Source organism: Actinoplanes xinjiangensis (assembly GCF_003148685.1).
Taxonomy (GTDB): Bacteria; Actinomycetota; Actinomycetes; order Mycobacteriales; family Micromonosporaceae; genus Actinoplanes; species Actinoplanes xinjiangensis.
This window is the reverse complement of sequence record NZ_QGGR01000014.1, coordinates 50241-67635: the sequence shown is the minus strand read 5'-3', so window position 1 is coordinate 67635 and position 17395 is coordinate 50241. Positions and strand designations below refer to the sequence as shown.

The window sequence follows — 17395 nt, the reverse complement described above, 5'->3', positions numbered from 1 at the left end:
GGACCTACCGACCGTTGGCGCCGAACGTCACTCGGCCAGGGGCAGATCAATGGTGTGGGCGGTGTGCGAGGCCTTCACGCTGAGGTAGCGGACGTTGGCCGCCGACAGGTGCACGCCGGTCGGGATCTGCTGCGTCACGTCGATGCCGAGGTCGGCGAGCTGGCCGGCCTTGTCCGGGTTGTTGGAGAGCAGCCGGATCCGGGTCGCACCCAGCCCGAGCAGCATCTGCGCGGCCGCGGTGTAGTCCCGCTCGTCCTCGCCGCGGCCCAGAGCCACGTTCGCCTCGTACGTGTCGAGGCCGTCGTCCTGCAGCGCGTAGGCGTCGAGTTTCGCGTACAGCCCGATGCCGCGGCCCTCCTGGCGCAGGTAGAGCAGGAAACCGCCCTGTTCGGCGATCCGCTCCACCGCCTCGCGCAACTGTGGACCGCAGTCGCAGCGCTGACTGCCGAACACGTCGCCGGTCAGGCACTCACTGTGCGGCCGGACCAGGGGGGCCCGCCCGCCGGCCGCGGACTTGGTGAGCGCCCGTTGCCAGTCGCCGAGGCCGAGCGCGAGATGCTCCTTGCCGTCGGCCAGGCCGTCGAAGGTCATCACCCGGGCGGTGGTGGCGTAGCCGTCGGGGAACCGCAGCGGCACAGTCACCTGCCGCCGGATGCTGGCCTTGGTAACGGTCATGGCTTCGAACATCGGTCCTCCTCGTGTGGTTCCCGCCGAACTCGGCGCGCCGGTGATCCTCTGCCCAGAGTTCGGTTCCCGCACACGGGGATTATGGTGAGGGCCGATACCTGGAGGCGTCATCGGTGGCTGAGCGTCCTTACATCTTGCTGAGTTGTGGCATGTCCATCGACGGTTATCTCGACGATGCCACCGAGGAGCGGCTGCTCCTCTCCAACGACGCCGATTTCGATCGGGTCGACGCGGTGCGTGCGGGGTGTGACGCGATCCTGGTCGGTGCCGGGACGATCCGCCAGGACAATCCCCGCCTGCTGGTGCGTTCCGCGGCCCGCCGCGCCGACCGGGTGGCCCGCGGAGAGGATCCCGACCCGGTGAAGGTCACCGTGACCAGCAGCTGCCGGCTCGACCCGGAGGCGTCGTTCTTCACCACGGGCGCGGCCGACAAGTTGGTCTACTGTGCCACGTCGACGGTGGACGACGCACGGAAGCTTCTCGGCGACCACGCCACCGTCATCGCCGGCGGCGACCCGGTGGACGTCCGGGTGGTCGCCGGTGACCTGGGCGACCGCGGAGTGCGCCGGCTCATGGTGGAGGGCGGCGGTCACATGCACACCCAGTTCCTGACGGCCGGTCTCGCCGACGAGTTGCAGCTGGTGGTGGCGCCGTTCTTCGTCGGTGACTCGCGGGCGCCGCGGTTCGTCCACGACGGCGTGTTCCCGTGGGGCCCCGACAACCGGGCCCGGCTGGCCGAGGTCCGCCGGCTCGGCGACGTCGTGCTGCTGCGGTACGCGCTGTCCGAGCGGTTCGGGGACGGTTGAGCGGCGGGCCGGCCCTGAGGTGCGGGCCGGCCCGGTGACTCCTGACGCTGCGGTCAAGCCGTGACACCACCGGAGTAGGCGGGCTGCCGTGCGCCCACGCGTACCATCGCGGGAATCGTCCGGGTGACCGGAACCGGCACGACCACCGGGACCGCGGCCATCGCCGGTGCCGGGTTCTGCGCCGGCCGCGGCTGCGGGGCCGTCTGCTCGACGCGGCGCGCCACCAGCCGGGCCACCAGCACCGCGGCGCCGGGAGCGGCCGCCACGAAGGCCAGGATGCCGTAGGCCACCGCGATCGTCAGACCCTGCGCCGCGCTCAGGCCGGCCGCGCCGAACGCCCAGGCCATCACCCCTTCGCGGGGTCCCCAGCCGCCGATGTTCACCGGCAGGCCCATCGCGATCAGCGCGAGCAGCAGCAGCGGCGCCAGCTCCACCAGCGACGCGGCGCTGCCCGCGGCCCGCGCCGCCACCATGAACGTCGCCAGATGCCCGGCCAGCACCGCCGCCGACGCCAGCAGCACGCCGGGCCCGTTGCGCCGCGACAGCAGACCCGCGCGGATCTCGCTCATCCCGGTCCGGGCCGCGCCGGCGGCCTTCGAACGCCCGGCCCGCAGCCGGCGGAGACCGAAGAAGATCAGAACGCCGGCCGTCGCGATCCCACCGGCGACCGCGGCGGCCAGCGGCCCGTGCGCGGCGAGGAGATCAAAGACCGGCGAGGGTACGGAGACGAGCACCGCCACACCCACCAGGAGCAGCACGATCTGTCCCGCCGTGCGCTCCAGGACCACCGCCCGCACGCCGCGGCCCAGGTCGCCCTCACCCTTGCCGTGGCGCACCGCCCGGCCGACGTCGCCGAGGATCCCGCCCGGCAGCGCGGCGTTGAGGAACAGCGCCTGGTAGTAGTCGGCGGTCGCGTCCTTCAGCGTCAGCCGCATCCCGAGGCCGCGGGCCACCAGGCACCACCGCCATGCGCTGAGCAGCGTGGTGGCGGCACCGATCCCCAGCGCCGCCAGCAGCGCACCCGCGTCGAGAACCCGCAGCCCGTCCAGGAACGCTCCGGTACCGAGCCGCCACATCACCAGAGCCAGAATGCCGGCGCCACCCATCAGGCGCAGCCAGGCCCAGATCGATCGGTTCACGTCCATCGTCCCCTCGTAGCTTTCGAGGACTAGTACGCCCGGTCGAGGGCCCAGGGTTCACTCGAAGATCGCTAAAACATCCTTGTGACCTACGGAAGCATGCGGAAGAGCCGCCAGACGCCGGTCCAGATACTCGCCGACGGGCAGGTCAGGGCGCTCTTCGGCGGCCGCACCGACCCAACCGCGCAGCCATTCGCCGGTCAGCGCCGGCAGCGCCGGACCGAGCCGCCAGGGGCTCGGACGGACCGTGACGGCCGCTCCCACCTTCGTGAACGCCTCCGCCGCGACGTCCGGGGCATCCGGGCCGAGCAGCCGCCGACCGTCGATCACCCGCCGCTGGTGGGCGTTGAACGCGGCCACGACCTCGGCGTCCAGTGGGTCCTGCGGGGCCAGCTGCACCTCACCGGTCACCGAAAGGGTGAACAGCACCGACACGCGGGCCTCCGCGCACACACCGGCGAGCCGGGCCACCTCCTCGGCGGTCAGCAGGTCCAGCAGTGCCGAACAGGTCACCAGATCGGTGCCGGCCAGATCGGCGGGCGTGAGGTCGGCGACGTCGAGGCACTGGGTGCTGACGGTCACCCCGTCCGGCATGCCCGCGGCGGCGCGCAGCAGCAGCGCCGGATCCCGGTCCGTCATGATCCAGTGCTGTCCGGAGCCCAGCCGCGGCGACAGCCACCGGCCCAGCGATCCGGTCCCGCAGCCCAGGTCGCGCACGGTCCGTACCGTCCCCGGCAGCAGATCCACCAGGTCGAGCGCCCGGGCGGCGGCGTCGGCGGGTTCCCGCAGCGACAGCCAGGCGGCACTGAACTCGCCGGTGTCATCGTCGCTGATGGTGGCGCCGTCAGCGCCGTGTGCCTCGGTATGGCCGGACGGCCCGGTCTCGCTGAACGGCCCGACCCGGGGCCCGGCGCCGGGCAACGGCCCACCGGTCCGGCCGGTGCCACCCACCGGAGGCGTCTCGTTCTCGATCTTGCCGTGCACTTCGGTCATGTGTCCTCCTCGGCGTCGTCATTCCCGCCGCATCGTCTTCCCACCGGCATCGCGGCCGGCCCACAGCGTCTTCTCTCCGGCGTCGCCACCGGCCCCATCGTCTTCTCGCCGGCATGGTCGTTGCCGGCATCGTTCCCTACCGCCGTATTCGTTTCGCCGGCATCGTCGTCACACCGGCGGGCGGATGCCGGTCAGCACTTGCGTCAGACGGCGGGCGGTCTCGGCCCAGCCGGTCAGCGTCGCGCGGCGTGCGCGGGCGTGCGCCCGCCACTGTTCTCGCAGCTCACCGTCGGTGAGCCAGTCGCGCAGGGCGGCCGCCAGGGCGTCCTGGTCGTCCGGCGGGATCAGCCTTCCGGGCAGCCCGCCGCCGGGCGCGGCGCCGAGCGCCTCCGGCACCCCGCCGACGTCCGCGGCCACCACCGGCAGGCCGCGGGCCAGAGCCTCCGTCACCACCATGCCGTACGTCTCGGCCCGGGACGGCAACACGAAGAGATCAGCGCTCGCGTACGCCTCGTCGAGCGCCGCCCCGCCCAGCGCCCCGACGAACCGGACGGTGTGCTCGTCCAGCGTCTGTGCGCCGAGCGGGTTGCCCCCGTCCAGCGCCTGTGCACCGGGCACGTCGTTCTCGTGCGGCGCCTTCGCGTCCGGGGTGTCCGCGAGCCGGGCGATGTGCCCGCCCGGTCCGGGACCGCGGTGGATCTCCCAGGTGGGGGCCAGAGCGCCGGTCGTGGTGAGGGTCAGCGTTGCCGGGGGCGGAACGGCGAGGGTGGGTACCCGGCCGCCGCCCGCGATGGTGCAGGTCCAGGGCAGGTCGGGCAGCTGCCGCAGGGCGGAGAGCAGGAGATCCTGGCCCTTGCGCGGGGTCAGTGAGGCCACGTTGAGCAGGCGGTGACCGCCGGGGGAGGGTTCGGCGAGCGGGGCCGGGTCCACGCCCGGTGCGACCGCGTGAACGCCGGTGAGTCCGTGCAGTTCCTCCACCCGGCGGGCGGCCGGCTCGCTGGTGGCGATCACCGCAGTGGCCAGTTTGAGGGCGTGGGCTTCGAGAGCGCGCAGGTCGGCGGCGTCACGGTCGGTGAGGCCGGTCTCGTCACTGAGCGGCAGGTGGACCAGGACGGCGAGGCGCAGGCGGGTGGCGTGCGGCTCGAGCAGGTCGGGGACGCCACAGGCGACCAGGCCGTCGATCAGTACCAGCGAGCCGGCGGGGATGGCGCTGAGCAGGGCGGCCAGCGCCTGGCGGTCGGGTTCGGCGGGCCGCGGCCAGCTTCCGTCGAGCAGGTGCTCGCGCACGTCGAACACGGGGCCTTCGCCGTTCGTGAGGGCACCGGCCTGCCTCTTGCGCGCGGCGGGGAGGAGTGGCCGTATCTCCGCGGGGTCTCCCGAAGAAGGACCACCGGAAACGTCTGGCGGCCGGAGATCGGGAGAGGGAACACCGGAAACGTCTGGCGGCCGGAGGTCGGGAGAAGGACCACCGGAAACGTCTGGCGGCCGGAGGTGGTGCGAGGGATCACCGGGTCGCTGCAGGTGCCGGAGGACCTCGCGGTCGTAGCGATTGCCGCCGCTGGGTGCCGCCGGGTCGTCGACCGACGCCGGCAGCACCGCGAACAGCGGGAGAATCACAGGTCGCGCTCGTAGGTCGCCCAGGCGATGTGTGACTCGTGGAGGGTGACGGAGAGGCCGGTCAGGCCGGTGGCGCCGGGGCCGAGTTCGCCGGCCTGCGCGCGGACGGCGAGGCGGTCGGCGATGACCTTGGCCAGGAATTCGGTGGAGGTGTTGACGCCGCTGAACTCCGGGTCGTCGTCGAGGTTGCGGTAGGAGAGCCCGGAGCAGATGGTGTGCAACTGCTCGCTCGCCCGGCCGATGTCGACCACGATGTTGTCGTCGTCCAGCTCGGGGCGGCGGAACGTCGCATCCACCACGAAGGTGGCGCCGTGCAGGCGCTGCGCCGGTCCGAAGACCTCGCCGCTGAAGCTGTGCGCGATCATGATGTGGTCGCGGACGGTGACGCTGAACAAGGGGCTACTCCTCAGGTGTGGTTCGGTGCGGTTATACGGGTACCCGATCCGGAAAGATCAAATCGGGTGATCGATGACGTGACACAGCGCCTGGAGCGTGCCGTCGGCGAGTTGCGGCAGCACCCGCGGGAGGTCGTCGAAGGCGCTGTGCCCGGTGATCAGCGCGTCGAACCGGGGGTCCTTGAGCAGGTCGAGGGCGACCTGCAGGCGTTCGGCGTAATCGCGGTGCCGGGTGGGGGAGATGCCGCCGACCTGGCTGCTGCGGATCGTCAGGCGGCGGCTGTGGAAGTTCTCCCCCAGCGGCACGGTGATCCGCCGGTCGCCGAACCAGCTCAACTCGACGAGCGTGCCCTCGGTACGCAGAAGTTCCAGGCCCCGGTCCAGGCCGGCTTCGGTGGCGCTGGCGTGGATGACCAGGTCACGGCCGGTACGGGCGGCGTCCGGGTGCGCGAAGGCGACGTTCAGCCGCTCCGCGGTCGCCGCACGGCTCTGGTCGATGTCGATCAGCTCGACGTCCGTGGCGGGCAGACCGGCCAGGACGGCCGCGACCGAGGCGCCGACCATGCCGCCGCCGACCACCGTGATCCGGTCGCCGATCTGCGGGGCGGCGTCCCAGACCGCGTTCACCGCGGTCTCCACCGTGCCGGCCAGCACCGCACGGGCGGCCGGGACGTCTTCCGGGATCACCGTGACCGCGTCGGCCGGCACCACGTAGGCGGTCTGATGCGGGTAGAGACAGAAGACCGTCTTTCCGACCAGCTCCGGTACGCCCGCCTCGACGACGCCCACGTTCAGGTAGCCGTACTTCACCGGGGCCGGGAAGTCGCCATCCTGGAAGGGGGCGCGCATCGCCGCCCACTGGTTCTCCGGGACGCGGCCCTGGAACACCAGCGTCTCGGTGCCGCGGCTCACACCGGTGTGCAGAGTGCGCACTCTCACCTCACCGGAACCGGGATCCGGCACCTCCACGGGGCGTATCTCGCCGGTTCCCGGGCAAGTCAACCAGAACGCAAGCGCCGTCAAAGTGTTCCCTTCCGTCGGTGAACCGAAAGTCCCCGGAGAGCGTGTTGATCGGGGACAGCCGCTAAACCCTATGCCCAGGAGGAACGGTGACCTTCAGTACCGCCACGACCACGACGAGTCCGTACCGGACTCCGCTGGCCGGGTTCGCCGCCCAGCTCCTCCTACTCGGTGTGCTCGCCGTGTCGGTCGGTCTGAGCACGTGGGGCTGGCTGGCCGGGGTGGCGTACGGGGCCGTCCTGTGCGGTCTGCTGAGCTTCGCCCTACAGCGTGCCGCGATGAACCGGCTCGGGTGGGCGAATGCGGTCACGTTCGGCCGGGCGATCCTCACCGGCGGGGTCACCGCCATGGTCTTCACCCCCGGTGCTCCGGCGCTTCTGCTGGTCGCCATCGCCGCGGTCGCTCTCGCGATGGACGGCGTCGACGGCCAGGTAGCCCGCCGTACCGGCACCACCACCACGCTCGGCGCGCGTTTCGACATGGAGGTCGACGCGTTCCTGATCCTGGTGCTGAGCATCTTCGCCGCCACCCAGTACGGCTGGTGGGCTCTCGCGATCGGCGCCTTCCGCTACGTGTTCGTCGCCGCCTCGTGGGCGCTGCCCTGGCTGAACGCCGCGCTGCCCCCGCGGTTCGGCCGCAAGGTCGTCGCCGCCCAGCAGGGCGTCATGCTCGCCGTCGTCGGCAGTGGTCTGCTCCCGGGATGGCTGGCCGTGGTCGCTCTCGCCGTCGCGCTGGGCTCGCTGACCTGGTCGTTCGGCCGCGACATCGTCTGGCTCCACCAGGCTTCCCGGATCCGCTCGGCGGCCCGCAGCCGCTGGTCCGCCCCGCACCGGGAGCACGCGCTGGTCGGCTAGACCTCCGGGAACCGGCGGGCCAGGACGGCGAGGGCCAGCCGGCCCCACGTGAGGTTCTCGCGTTCGAAGATGATGCCCCGTTGCAGCGTCAGGTAGGGGCCGATCCGGTTGCCGGTGGCCAGGAACTCGTCCTCGCTGCGGCCGCCCAGGATCTCGGCGAGGCGCTGCTCGTAGGAGTCGAGACGGCGGGCGCTGGACTCCAGGCGGGACTCGATCGAGGACCGGACGCTGGCCACGTCGGCGTGGGCCAGCGCCTCGATCTGCACGAGCAGCTCGTCGCGTACCGTCGTCGGTTTCGGGTCCTGCCGGGTGAAGGCCTGGAGGGCCGCCCGGCCGGCCTCGGTGAGGGAGAAGAGCCGTTTGTCGGGCCGTTTCTCCTGCGCCACCACCCGGGCCGACAGCAGGCCGTCCGTCTCCATCTTGTCCAGCTCCCGGTAGAGCTGCTGCGACGTGGCGGTCCAGAAGTTGGCGACCGACACGTGGAACTGCTTGGCCAGCTCGTATCCGGAGGCCTCGCGGTTGATCAGGGCGGCCAGGACGGCGTTGCGTAGCGACACGGTACTGAAGGTTACGAGCCGCGCGGCCGGAACTCGGGAACCGTCTTCGTCATGGCGGCCCTCTGGAGGATCTTGGTGTTGCGCCGCAGGAGCAGCAGTCGCAGTTGCTCACGCCGCTCGCGGGCGAACGTGCGGCGGGCGCTGGACGTGACCGCCCCGTCGAACAGCCTCTTCGCGGCGGCCACCGCATCCGGCGAACGGGTGGAGAGCCGCTGAGCGAAGGCGGTCGCCGCCTCGATCGGGTCGTCGTGGACCTCGGAGACCAGCCCGAGGCGGGCGGCCTCGCTGCCGGACACCTGCTCGGCGGTCATGGTGAGCCGCTTCGCCACGTCCAGGCCGACCACCTCGGTGAGGCTGCGGACGCCGGTCATGTCCGGGATGATGCCCCACTTGCCTTCGAGCACCGACCACGTCGAGTCGGGGGTGGCGAACCGGAAGTCGGCGGAGAGCGCGATCTGCAGCCCGCCGCCGAAGCAGTGCCCGTGCACGGCCGCGATCACCGGGACCGGCACCCGCCGCCACGCCCAGCACGCCTCCTGGAACAGGTTCGTGCCCCGCCACGGCGCCGGGAGGAAAGCACCGACGATCCGGCGCGGGTTCTTCATCGTGCCGGGGATGTCCAGGCCGGAGCAGAACGACGGCCCGTCGCCGGCGATCACCACGGCCCGGATCGTCCGGTCGCGGCGCAGCGTGCGGGCCGCGGCGACCAGTTCGGTGAGAGTGTCGAGGGTCAGCGCGTTCAGCTTCTCCGGCCGGGACAGGCGCACGTGCGCGATCCCACCGTCGATCCGCGTGGTCACCAGGGTCATCCGCGTTCGTTCCTCACAGCCGGGCGGCGAGTTCGGTCGCCTGTTTGATCGCTCGTTTCGCATCGAGTTCGGCGGCCACGTCGGCGCCGCCGATCACGTGCACGTCCACACCCTGCGCGGTGAGCGGCGCGACCAGGTCACGTACCGATTCCTGACCGGCGCAGACGACCACGGTGTCCACCGCCAGAACGCGGGCCTCCCGTGGTGACTTCGGGTCCTTCGGGTTCACCGGCACGGTGATGTGCAGGCCCTCGTCGTCGACCCGGACATACTCGACGCCGCCCACCATCTGCACGCCGGAGTCCTGCAGGGTCGCCCGGTGCACCCAGCCGGTCGTCTTGCCGAGCCCCTTGCCGAGGGCGCTCGCCTTGCGCTGCAGCAGGTGCACCTCGCGGCGCGGCGGGGCCTTCACCTTCGTCGCCAGCCCGCCGCGCTGCCGCTCCGGATCGGTCACGCCCCAGCGTTCCATCCAGTGAGCAGTGCTCTCGCCCGGTTCGTGCAGCAGGAACTCGGCCACGTCGAAGCCGATCCCGCCCGCCCCGATCACCGCGACCCGGTCGCCGACCTTCTCCTGCGCCGAGGTGATCACCTGCTGGTAGGTCAGCACCTTCGGATGATCGATGCCCGGGATCGGTGGCACCCGCGGCGTCACCCCGGTCGCCACGACCACGTCGTCGAAATCGGTCAGGTCGTCGGCGGTGACCCGGGTGTTCAGATGCAGCGTGACCCCGCGCGTCTCGATCATGTGCCGGTAGTAGGCCAGCGTGTGCGCGAAGTCCTCCTTGCCGGGGATCCGCGCCGCCAGCGTGAACTGACCGCCGATCCGGTCGGCGGCCTCGAACAGGTCGACCCCGTGGCCGCGGCCGGCGAGTTCCACGGCCGCCGCGAGGCCGGCCGGGCCCGCCCCCACGACGGCGATCTTCTTTCGGGTACGGGTGGGGAGAAGGACCAGTTCGGTCTCGTACCCGGCCCGCGGGTTCAGCATGCAGGTCGCGCGCTTGTTGCTGAACGTATGGTCCAGGCAGGCCTGGTTGCACGCGATGCACGTGATGATCTCGCGGTCCCGGCCGCTCGCCGCCTTGTTCACGAACTCGGCGTCGGCCAGCAGCGGGCGCGCCATCGACACCAGGTCGGCGTCCCCGGCGGCCAGGATCTGCTCGGCGATCTCCGGCCGGTTGATCCGGTTCGACGCGATCACCGGCACGTCCACCTCGCGGCGCAGCTTGCCCGTCACCCAGGCGAACGCGGCCGGCGGCACCGACGTCACGATCGTCGGCACCCGGGCCTCGTGCCAGCCGATGCCGGTGTTCAGGATCGACACGCCCCGTTCCTGGAGGCCACGCGCCAGCTCGACGGTCTCCTCCCACGACTGGGCGTCGTCGACGAGATCCAGCAGGCTGATCCGGTACTGCACGATGAAGTCGTCGCCGACCAGGTCCCGGGTCCGCCGCACGATCTCCAGCGGGAAACGCATCCGCTTCGCGGCACTGCCACCCCACGCATCGGTACGGTCGTTCGTACGCCCCGCCAGGAACTGGTTGATCAGGTAGCCCTCGGAGCCCATGATCTCCACACCGTCGTAGCCGGCCCGTTTCGCCAGCGCCGCCGCCCTCGCGAACGCGGTCGCCGTCCGGTCCACCTCACGGGTGCTCATGGCACGCGGCTTGAACGGCGTGATCGGCGACTTCTTCCCGGTCGCCGCCGTGCTGAACGGGTGGTAGGCATACCGTCCGGCATGCAGCACCTGCAACAGGATCCTGCCGTCGTGCCGGTGCACCGCGTCGGTCACCACCCGGTGTGCCTTCGCCTGGGTGGTCGTCGTCATCTGGCTGCCGAACGGGAGCAGCCAGCCCCGCCACGTCGGCGCGTAACCGCCGGTGACGATCAGGGCGGTCCCGCCCTTGGCCCGCTCCGCGAAGAAGGCGGCGAGTTTCGGCAGGTCCCGTCGCCGGTCCTCGAGCTTGGTGTGCATCGAGCCCATGACGACGCGGTTGCGCAGCGTCGTGTGCCCCAGATCAAGCGGACTGAGCAACGTCGGGAAAGCACCGGCCATGTCGTCTGCCTCCTCGCAGCCACCACCTCGCCGCAGCATAGACAACAAATCACCTATGCAACAAGTTGCCTATGAGTCGGGTGGCGGCTTGCGGTCGAGGGTTCGCCGCCGGGCTGCGAGCATCGGGGGATGGCGACCCAGGTTGCGGTGTGCGGGCCGGCGGAGTGCACCGATGAGGAGGCCGCGCAGGCCCGGCGGGTGGGGGAGTTGCTCGCCGAGCGGGGGGCGACGGTGCTCTGCGGCGGCGGGGGCGGGGTGATGGCGGCGGTGGCGGCGGGAGCCCGATCCCGGGGCGGGACCGTCGTCGGTGTCCGGCCCGATGACGGCAGTGAGGTGGCGTCACCGGATCTGACGGTGACCGTAGTGACGAACATGGGACAGGCCCGCAACGCCGTCATCGTCTGGTCCGCCGACGCGGTGATCAGCGTGGGCGGATCGTGGGGCACGCTCAGCGAGATCGCGCTGGCCATGCGCCGCGGCGGCATTCCGGTGGTCGCGCTGGGCGGCTGGCGGGTCGTCACCGCGGACGGCGCGCCGGTGCCGGGTGTCACCTGGGCGGACGGCCCGGAGCAGGCGGTCGGCGAAGCCCTCCGGCGGCGCCCCCGATCGGCGGCCGGCCGGTGAGCCCGCCGGGGTCACCCCGGCACGCCATGTTTACGGCAGAGGTCCCCGTGTTGCATCGTGGTGAACTTCTTCTATGTCTGGCTGCACCCCGGCCCGGCCGCCACCCCGCCGACGATCCGGTACTTCGAGATGTCGCCGCGCACGTAGTCCTTGAGCTGCCGGATCGACGTCGGCGCCGTTCCGTTGTTCATCAGGTAGCCGACGATCGCGGTGTCCACCGTCCGGCAGGTCGCCTGGTCCGCGACGACCTGCGCCCGGGACTGGAGCTGCGCCGGGTTCAACGCAACGTAAGAAACACCGCCAATACTCATAGTGATCGCACTGGCCATGGCTAACTCGATCAAACGCACTGGGGCAGGTTAGTCATGATCACTGACGGTGGTCAGCTGGCCGAACGGGCGAGATCATCAACCCCAACGGCAACACTGTGTAACAGGGGTGGCCGGGCGAATGAATCGACGTGACTCACCATGGTGATGCTAGGTTGATTACTCCGAGCAACGGTCTGATCACGCTGGAGGATCCCCATGCGTCGTGCCGCTGTCGTTCTCACCCTCGTCCTCGCCGGCCTCTGGATCGCCGCGCCCGCGAGCGCCTTCGCCCACAACGCGGTCCACAACCCGGCCATGCACACGCTGCTCGACGGGCTGACCCTGCTGATCGTCTCCGCCCCGGTCTGGACGGCCCTGCTGTGGAGCGGCGGCCGCCGGTGGCTGCTGGCCGCACTGATCGGGGTGGTCCAGATCCCGGTCGCGGTCATCGGATTCGTGCCGATCGACAACCCGTATCTGCATCTCACCCTGTTCGGCATCGCACTCGGCCTGACCGCGGTCTCGCTGCGGGTGGTGCGCGGCCGGGCACGTGCCGCGGCACCCGCAACCCGGTAAGGGTCCATCGGATGACCGGGTCCTCTCAGCGAGCCGGTCATCCGATGTGATGTCGGCGTAACCTCGCTGTCAGTGAGCCTGGCCACAATGAACACGTGGTGACCGAGACGATGTTGCCGGTCAACGGCATCGAGATGTGCGTGGAGACGTTCGGCGAGCCCATCGACCCCCCGCTGCTGCTCCTGGCCGCGGACGCCAGTTCGATGGACTGGTGGGACGACGAGTTCTGCCGGCGCCTGGCGGCCGGCCGACGGTTCGTCATCCGCTACGACCACCGGGACACCGGCCGGTCGACCTCCTACCCGGCGGGCCGGCCGGCCTACTCCGGTGTCGACCTCATGTATGACGCGATCGGCGTGCTCGACGCCCTCCGCGTCCCGGCGGCACACCTGGTCGGCTTCTCGCTCGGTGGCGCCCTCGCCCAGCGCATCGCCGTCCACCATCCGTCCCGGGTGCTCACCCTCACCCTCATGTCGACCAGCGTCGACGGGACGGCCCCCGGCCACGCGCCGGTCACCGTGGCCGGTCCGGTCGCCGTTTCCGCGGGCACGGTCACGGCCGTCGTGCGTACGGTCGAAGCACCACCGGCCACCGACGAGACCGACTGGTCGAACCGCAGAGCCGCGGTGGCCCGCATGATCGACGAGGTCCGCGCCCGCGGCGGCCCGTTCACCCCCGAGGAACCGCACCTGCGCCGCTCCGCCGAACGTGTCTTCGACCGGTCCGCCGACCTGGCCGCCACCCGCCTCAACCATCGCCTCGCCGGTTACGGCCCCCCGGTCCGCGACATGCTGTGCAGCATCGCGGCACCCACGGTCGTCCTGCACGGAACCCTGGACCGGCACATCACCACCGACCACCCCGAGGAACTGGCCCGCAGCATCCCCGGCGCCCGCCTCGTCTGGCTCGACGGCATAGGCCACGAATTCCCACCCCGAGCCGTCTGGACCCAGGTCCTCACCGCGATCCTCGCCCTGGCCACCTGACCCCACCCGACGCCCACCACACCCCGTCCCACCCTCAAACCCATCCGCCCACCACCGTGCCCGGCCCGCGGGCTCGTAGGCCCGCCCTGTCCCGGCCGCCGGACGCGCCGGGCAGCGCTGCCGCTGCCCAGTTCTCGTCCTCGCCGGCTCGCCCTGCCCAGTTCTCCCGCCCTGGGTTTGCGCTGTCGGGCCGTCGTGCCGTCTGGTTGCGTTGTGCGGTTGTTGTGCTTGTCTGGTTGCGCTGTCGGGTTCTCGTGCCTGTCGGGTTGCGCTGTCCGGTTCTCGTGCCTGTCGGGTTGCGCTGTCGGGTAGTCGCCGTCTGGTTGTGCTGTCGGGTTGTCGACGCCGGCGCCAGCGGCTGGGCCTCCAGGGCGCGTGCTCGCCGGTCGCGCTGTCCGGTTGTCGTGCTCCTCGGATCGCCCTGTCGGGCTGTCGTGGCCGGCGGGTCACTCCGTCGGACCGTCGTGCTCGTCGGACCGCCCCGCTTGGCTGCCGGACCTGTCGGCTCGCCCGATCCGACCGCCGGAGCCCTCAGCTCGCCTCGCCGAACCGTCGAGTCCTGCGCCCCGCGTGGATCCGGCCGCTTGATCGGCTGTGCGAGCATCGCCGCGTGCGGATTCCCGACGCGGTGCGGAACTTCAGGGCCACCGGCCGGGACCGGTCGGGCCGGTTCGTGCTGGCGCCGATCGGGGGACTGGTCGCGGTTCTCCTCGCGTGCTCTCCGGTGCTGCCCGGCGGCAGCCTGCTGCCCACCTTCCTGCCGTGGCTCGGGTTGACCGTGCCGATACTGCTTCTGCCGGCGCTGTGGCGCCGCTCCCGGCCCGCGTTGCTCGGCGCTCTCCTTCCGCTGGCCGCCTGGCTGGCAGTGTTCGGCGGCCACCTCCTGCCGGACGGCGACGCCCCGCACGACCTGATCGCGGTCCAGCACAACGTCAGCGACGAGAACCCGGACCCGGCCGGCACCGTCCGCACACTCCTCGAGGCCGAACCTGATCTGGTCGCCCTGGAGGAGATCACCCCCGAGGCAGCCCCCGCCTATGCGGCCGCGTTCCCCACCGCATACGCCCACCACACCGTCCAGGGAACCGTCGCACTGTGGTCGCGGTATCCGCTCATCGAGGCCGCACCACTGGACATCCGCCCCGCAGACCTCGGCACCGACTGGAACCGTGGCCTCCGCGCGGTAGCCCGCACCCCGCACGGCGACGTCGCCGTCTACGTCGCCCACCTCTCCTCCGTGCGACCGGGCCTGACCGGCCTCGACACGACCCGCCGGGACGACAGCGCGGCCAAACTCGGCGCAGCGCTGGGCGCCGAGCGACACGAGCGCGTGATCCTGCTCGGTGACCTGAACGCGACCGTCGCCGACCGTGGGCTGAACCCGGTGACCACCCACCTGTCCACCGACGGCTCCGACTTCGCGTTCACCTTCCCCTCGGCCCTGCCGATCGCCCGGATCGATCACGTCCTCGCCCGTTCACTGACCGTCACCGCGGTCCGAACCCTGCCGCCCACGGCCAGCGACCACATCCCGGTCGTGGCCCGCCTGCGACTCTGACGCCGTCGTGCCAGTGATGGCGCCCCACGGACGGTGCCGGACGAGGCTGGCAACGGGCTGCGCGGGCCGACGGAGCCCCCACCGGCCGGCCCCCGATCGCATGATCTCTCCGGCCGGTGGGCCCGCTTTCCCCCGCGGCGCCATTGACTGCCCGCGCATCTGTGGATCACGCCCGGCTGGTCCTCACCGCTGTCTCAAGCGTCGTGAGACAGCGGTGGCGGCCAGCCGGATCTTTGTGGCTGGTTCCCACCGTTGTTTCGAGCGTCGTGAGACAGCGGTGGCGGCCAGCCGGATCTTTGTGGCTGGTTCCCACCGTTGTTTCGAGCGTCGTGAGACAGCGGTGGCGGCCAGCCGGATCTTTGTGGCTGGTTCCCACCGTTGTTTCGAGCGTCGTGAGACAGCGGTGGCGGCCAGCCGGATCTTTGTGGCTGGTTCCCACCGTTGTTTCGAGCGTCGTGAGACAGCGGTGGCGGCCAGCCGGATCTTCCCGGCTGGCTCCCACCGCTGTTTCGAGGGCCGTGAGGCAGCGGTGGGAACCAGCCGGGAAGGATCGATGGCCACCAACTGCTCTGAAAGCAGACACTCCCGCGCTGTTCGAAAGGGGTCACTCGTGAGGGGCCGCTTAGGCAGAGGGCGCAGGGATGCGGTTGCCGGTGATACCGACGATGCGCTGTGCCAGCGGTGCTGGTCGTTCAGGGTGTCGGTGTCGGTGTCGGTGTCGGTGTCGGTGTCGGTGTCGGAGGTTGAGGGTGGGGGGTTGGGGGTGCGGGTGGGGCGGTCATGGTCGGGTGGCGGCGTGCAGGGTCAGGCCCGCTGCGATTGAGCCGGTGCAGGCCGCGGCGTAGACGACCAGGAAGCCGAGGCCGGTGAACAGTGAGACGCCGACCAGCACCAGGAGCACCAACAGCGCACCGGCGACCGGGCCGGTGGCCAGCAGCCACGCCGTGACCTTCTGCAGCGGGGTCCAGTGGGGCGACGCCGTCGCGATCATCAGCCCGGCCGTCTGACCGACCAGTGGCAGGGCGATCGCACCGCCGGTGAGCAGCGCGACCGCCACCCTTTCGGAACCGCCCGGTGCGTCCGGCGCCGGGACGGAGCCGGCCGGCAGGCGCAGATGGGTCGGGGCGCCGCTGCGGCGCACCGCGGCGACCAGTTGATCGGGCGGCCCTAACCGGCCGAGCACCCGGGATGGATCGTCGGCCAGGTCACGGCGCATCGCGATGTAACCGGCGACCGTGTTCATCAGCTCGTCGCGGGTCTCCGGCGGCAGGTCGCCGGCGGCCGCCCAGAGCGAGGCCAGGTAGTCGAGAACGAGAACGTCGTCGTGGGCCGGCGGTGCCGTCGTCATGAGTGTCCTCCCGTTGCCCCGTGGCACCGGATCAGCGGGTCGGCCGCCGATCCGGTGCCGACCAGCATTCCCGTCCGGCCGTCGCCGCCGCATCGGTCCAAGGTGGTAACTCCGCGGCCCGGCATCATCCCGTGGTCGTAGTCCGGGAGTATGGGGGTATGCGCCTGGTGTCCTTGTTGCCGTCCGCGACCGAGATCGTCTATGCCCTGGGGCTCGGTGACGACCTGGTCGGCGTCACGTTCGAGTGCGACGAGCCGGCGGAGGCCCGCTCGGAGAAGACCGTCGTGGTCGGTGGCCGCGACACCAGCCGGATGACGCCGGCCGAGATCGACGACTACGTGCGTACCCAGATGTCGGCCGGCGGTGATCTCTACACGCTGCACGCCGGCGCGCTCGCCGGCCTCGACCCCGATCTGATCCTGACGCAGGATCTGTGCCGGGTGTGCGCGCTGCCGTCCGGGCATGTCGACCGGGCGCTGAGCCACCTGGGCTGCCGCAGTGAGGTCCTGTCCCTCGATCCCTACTCGCTGGAGGACGTTCTGGCCACCTTTTGCGTGGTGGCGAACGCGGTGGGCGTACCGGAAAGGGGTGTTGATCTCGTCGCCGGTCTGCGGGAGAGGCTGGCGGCGGTGGCCACCGCGGTGGCCGGGAGGCGGCGCCCCCGGGTGGCCGTGGTGGAATGGGTGGATCCGCCGTTCACCGCGGGGCACTGGGTGCCGGACCTGATCACGGCGGCCGGCGGCGAACCGGTCGCGGCCCGGCCCGGCATGCGGTCGGTGCAGGTCTCCTGGGCCGAACTGGCCGCTCCGCGGCCGGAGATCGTGCTGGTCACCCCCTGCGGCTACCACCTGGAAGGCGCGATCCGGCAGGCCGAGGCGGTGGTCCCGCATTTCCCCGGCGCGGCGGTGTGGGCGATCGACGGCGACGGCCTGGTGGTACGACCGGGGCCGCGTCTCGTGGACGGCGTGGAGGCGATCGCCACGATCCTGCACCCGGATTCGGCCCCGCCGGTCCCCGCGGGAAGGGTCCACCGGGTCGCCTGACCAGCGGGTTCGCGAAAGT

General features: G+C 71.4%; 18 protein-coding genes. 7 read left to right on the top strand and 11 right to left on the bottom strand.

The genetic code is table 11. From position 1 onward, the window contains the following. Window positions 1-27: 27 nt before the first annotated feature. On the bottom strand, window positions 28-675 hold the full coding sequence (locus BC793_RS28465; RefSeq protein ID WP_109598055.1) for a GTP cyclohydrolase II: 648 nt from the start codon (window positions 673-675) through the stop codon (window positions 28-30). Between the two features lie 125 nt (window positions 676-800). On the opposite strand from BC793_RS28465, the gene BC793_RS28460 reads away from it, so the two are divergent. Then, window positions 801-1493: a RibD family protein gene (locus BC793_RS28460; protein ID WP_109598053.1), complete on the top strand. Its 693-nt coding sequence runs from the start codon at window positions 801-803 to the stop codon at window positions 1491-1493. Between the two features lie 53 nt (window positions 1494-1546). Here the strand turns inward: BC793_RS28460 and BC793_RS28455 are convergent, their stop codons facing one another. The 5 genes from BC793_RS28455 to BC793_RS28430 all read right to left on the bottom strand — a co-directional run bounded on the left by BC793_RS28455 (window position 1547) and on the right by BC793_RS28430 (window position 6660). Next, the gene (locus BC793_RS28455) at window positions 1547-2638 is read right to left on the bottom strand and encodes a lysylphosphatidylglycerol synthase transmembrane domain-containing protein (RefSeq protein WP_109598051.1); all 1092 of its coding nucleotides are present in this window, start codon (window positions 2636-2638) and stop codon (window positions 1547-1549) included. Window positions 2639-2689: 51 nt separating this feature from the next. After that, entirely contained in the window at window positions 2690-3625 is a 936-nt protein-coding gene (locus BC793_RS28450) for a class I SAM-dependent methyltransferase (RefSeq protein WP_109598049.1), read from the bottom strand. A 168-nt stretch (window positions 3626-3793) separates the two neighbouring features. Beyond that, a complete protein-coding gene (locus tag BC793_RS51635; protein ID WP_239169930.1) occupies window positions 3794-4921 on the bottom strand; it encodes a glycosyltransferase family 4 protein in 1128 nt (375 codons plus the stop codon). Between the two features lie 317 nt (window positions 4922-5238). Further along, entirely contained in the window at window positions 5239-5637 is a 399-nt protein-coding gene (locus BC793_RS28435; protein ID WP_106322853.1) for a 6-pyruvoyl trahydropterin synthase family protein, read from the bottom strand. Between the two features lie 57 nt (window positions 5638-5694). Further along, window positions 5695-6660: a zinc-dependent alcohol dehydrogenase gene (locus BC793_RS28430; RefSeq protein ID WP_109598047.1), complete on the bottom strand. Its 966-nt coding sequence runs from the start codon at window positions 6658-6660 to the stop codon at window positions 5695-5697. 86 nt (window positions 6661-6746) lie between these two features. Here BC793_RS28430 and BC793_RS28425 point away from each other — a divergent pair, with 86 nt between their 5' ends. After that, window positions 6747-7511 (top strand): CDP-alcohol phosphatidyltransferase family protein, encoded by a 765-nt coding sequence (locus BC793_RS28425; RefSeq protein WP_109598045.1) that lies wholly within the window; start codon window positions 6747-6749, stop codon window positions 7509-7511. Here the strand turns inward: BC793_RS28425 and BC793_RS28420 are convergent. From BC793_RS28420 to BC793_RS28410, 3 genes are read right to left on the bottom strand one after another with little or no spacing between them, the layout of a single operon-like run. Continuing rightward, window positions 7508-8068, bottom strand: a complete 561-nt coding sequence (locus BC793_RS28420; protein WP_109598043.1) for a PadR family transcriptional regulator — start codon at window positions 8066-8068, stop codon at window positions 7508-7510. The genes BC793_RS28425 and BC793_RS28420 overlap by 4 nt on opposite strands. A gap of 11 nt (window positions 8069-8079) precedes the next feature. Next, window positions 8080-8877 carry a crotonase/enoyl-CoA hydratase family protein gene (locus tag BC793_RS28415; RefSeq protein WP_109598041.1) on the bottom strand — a complete coding sequence of 266 codons (798 nt, stop codon included), beginning with the start codon at window positions 8875-8877 and terminating at the stop codon, window positions 8080-8082. A 13-nt stretch (window positions 8878-8890) separates the two neighbouring features. Next, window positions 8891-10930, bottom strand: a complete 2040-nt coding sequence (locus BC793_RS28410) for an NADPH-dependent 2,4-dienoyl-CoA reductase (protein WP_109598034.1) — start codon at window positions 10928-10930, stop codon at window positions 8891-8893. Window positions 10931-11059: 129 nt separating this feature from the next. On the opposite strand from BC793_RS28410, the gene BC793_RS28405 reads away from it, so the two are divergent. Further along, entirely contained in the window at window positions 11060-11554 is a 495-nt protein-coding gene (locus BC793_RS28405; protein WP_109598027.1) for a TIGR00725 family protein, read from the top strand. A 71-nt stretch (window positions 11555-11625) separates the two neighbouring features. Here the strand turns inward: BC793_RS28405 and BC793_RS28400 are convergent, their stop codons facing one another. After that, complete coding sequence (locus BC793_RS28400) at window positions 11626-11904, bottom strand: hypothetical protein (protein WP_109598020.1); 279 nt, start codon at window positions 11902-11904, stop codon at window positions 11626-11628. A gap of 177 nt (window positions 11905-12081) precedes the next feature. Between BC793_RS28400 and BC793_RS28395 the strand changes: the two genes are divergently transcribed. The 3 genes from BC793_RS28395 to BC793_RS28385 all read left to right on the top strand — a co-directional run bounded on the left by BC793_RS28395 (window position 12082) and on the right by BC793_RS28385 (window position 14985). Further along, window positions 12082-12441: a hypothetical protein gene (locus BC793_RS28395; protein ID WP_109598014.1), complete on the top strand. Its 360-nt coding sequence runs from the start codon at window positions 12082-12084 to the stop codon at window positions 12439-12441. Window positions 12442-12536: 95 nt separating this feature from the next. Then, window positions 12537-13427 (top strand): alpha/beta fold hydrolase, encoded by an 891-nt coding sequence (locus BC793_RS28390; RefSeq protein WP_239169929.1) that lies wholly within the window; start codon window positions 12537-12539, stop codon window positions 13425-13427. A gap of 610 nt (window positions 13428-14037) precedes the next feature. Next, window positions 14038-14985, top strand: a complete 948-nt coding sequence (locus BC793_RS28385) for an endonuclease/exonuclease/phosphatase family protein (protein ID WP_239169928.1) — start codon at window positions 14038-14040, stop codon at window positions 14983-14985. Between the two features lie 778 nt (window positions 14986-15763). Here the strand turns inward: BC793_RS28385 and BC793_RS28380 are convergent. Then, the gene (locus tag BC793_RS28380) at window positions 15764-16333 is read right to left on the bottom strand and encodes an HAAS signaling domain-containing protein (protein ID WP_109598006.1); all 570 of its coding nucleotides are present in this window, start codon (window positions 16331-16333) and stop codon (window positions 15764-15766) included. A gap of 158 nt (window positions 16334-16491) precedes the next feature. Between BC793_RS28380 and BC793_RS28375 the strand changes: the two genes are divergently transcribed. Further along, the gene (locus BC793_RS28375) at window positions 16492-17376 is read left to right on the top strand and encodes an ABC transporter substrate-binding protein (protein WP_109597999.1); all 885 of its coding nucleotides are present in this window, start codon (window positions 16492-16494) and stop codon (window positions 17374-17376) included. Window positions 17377-17395: the final 19 nt, after the last annotated feature.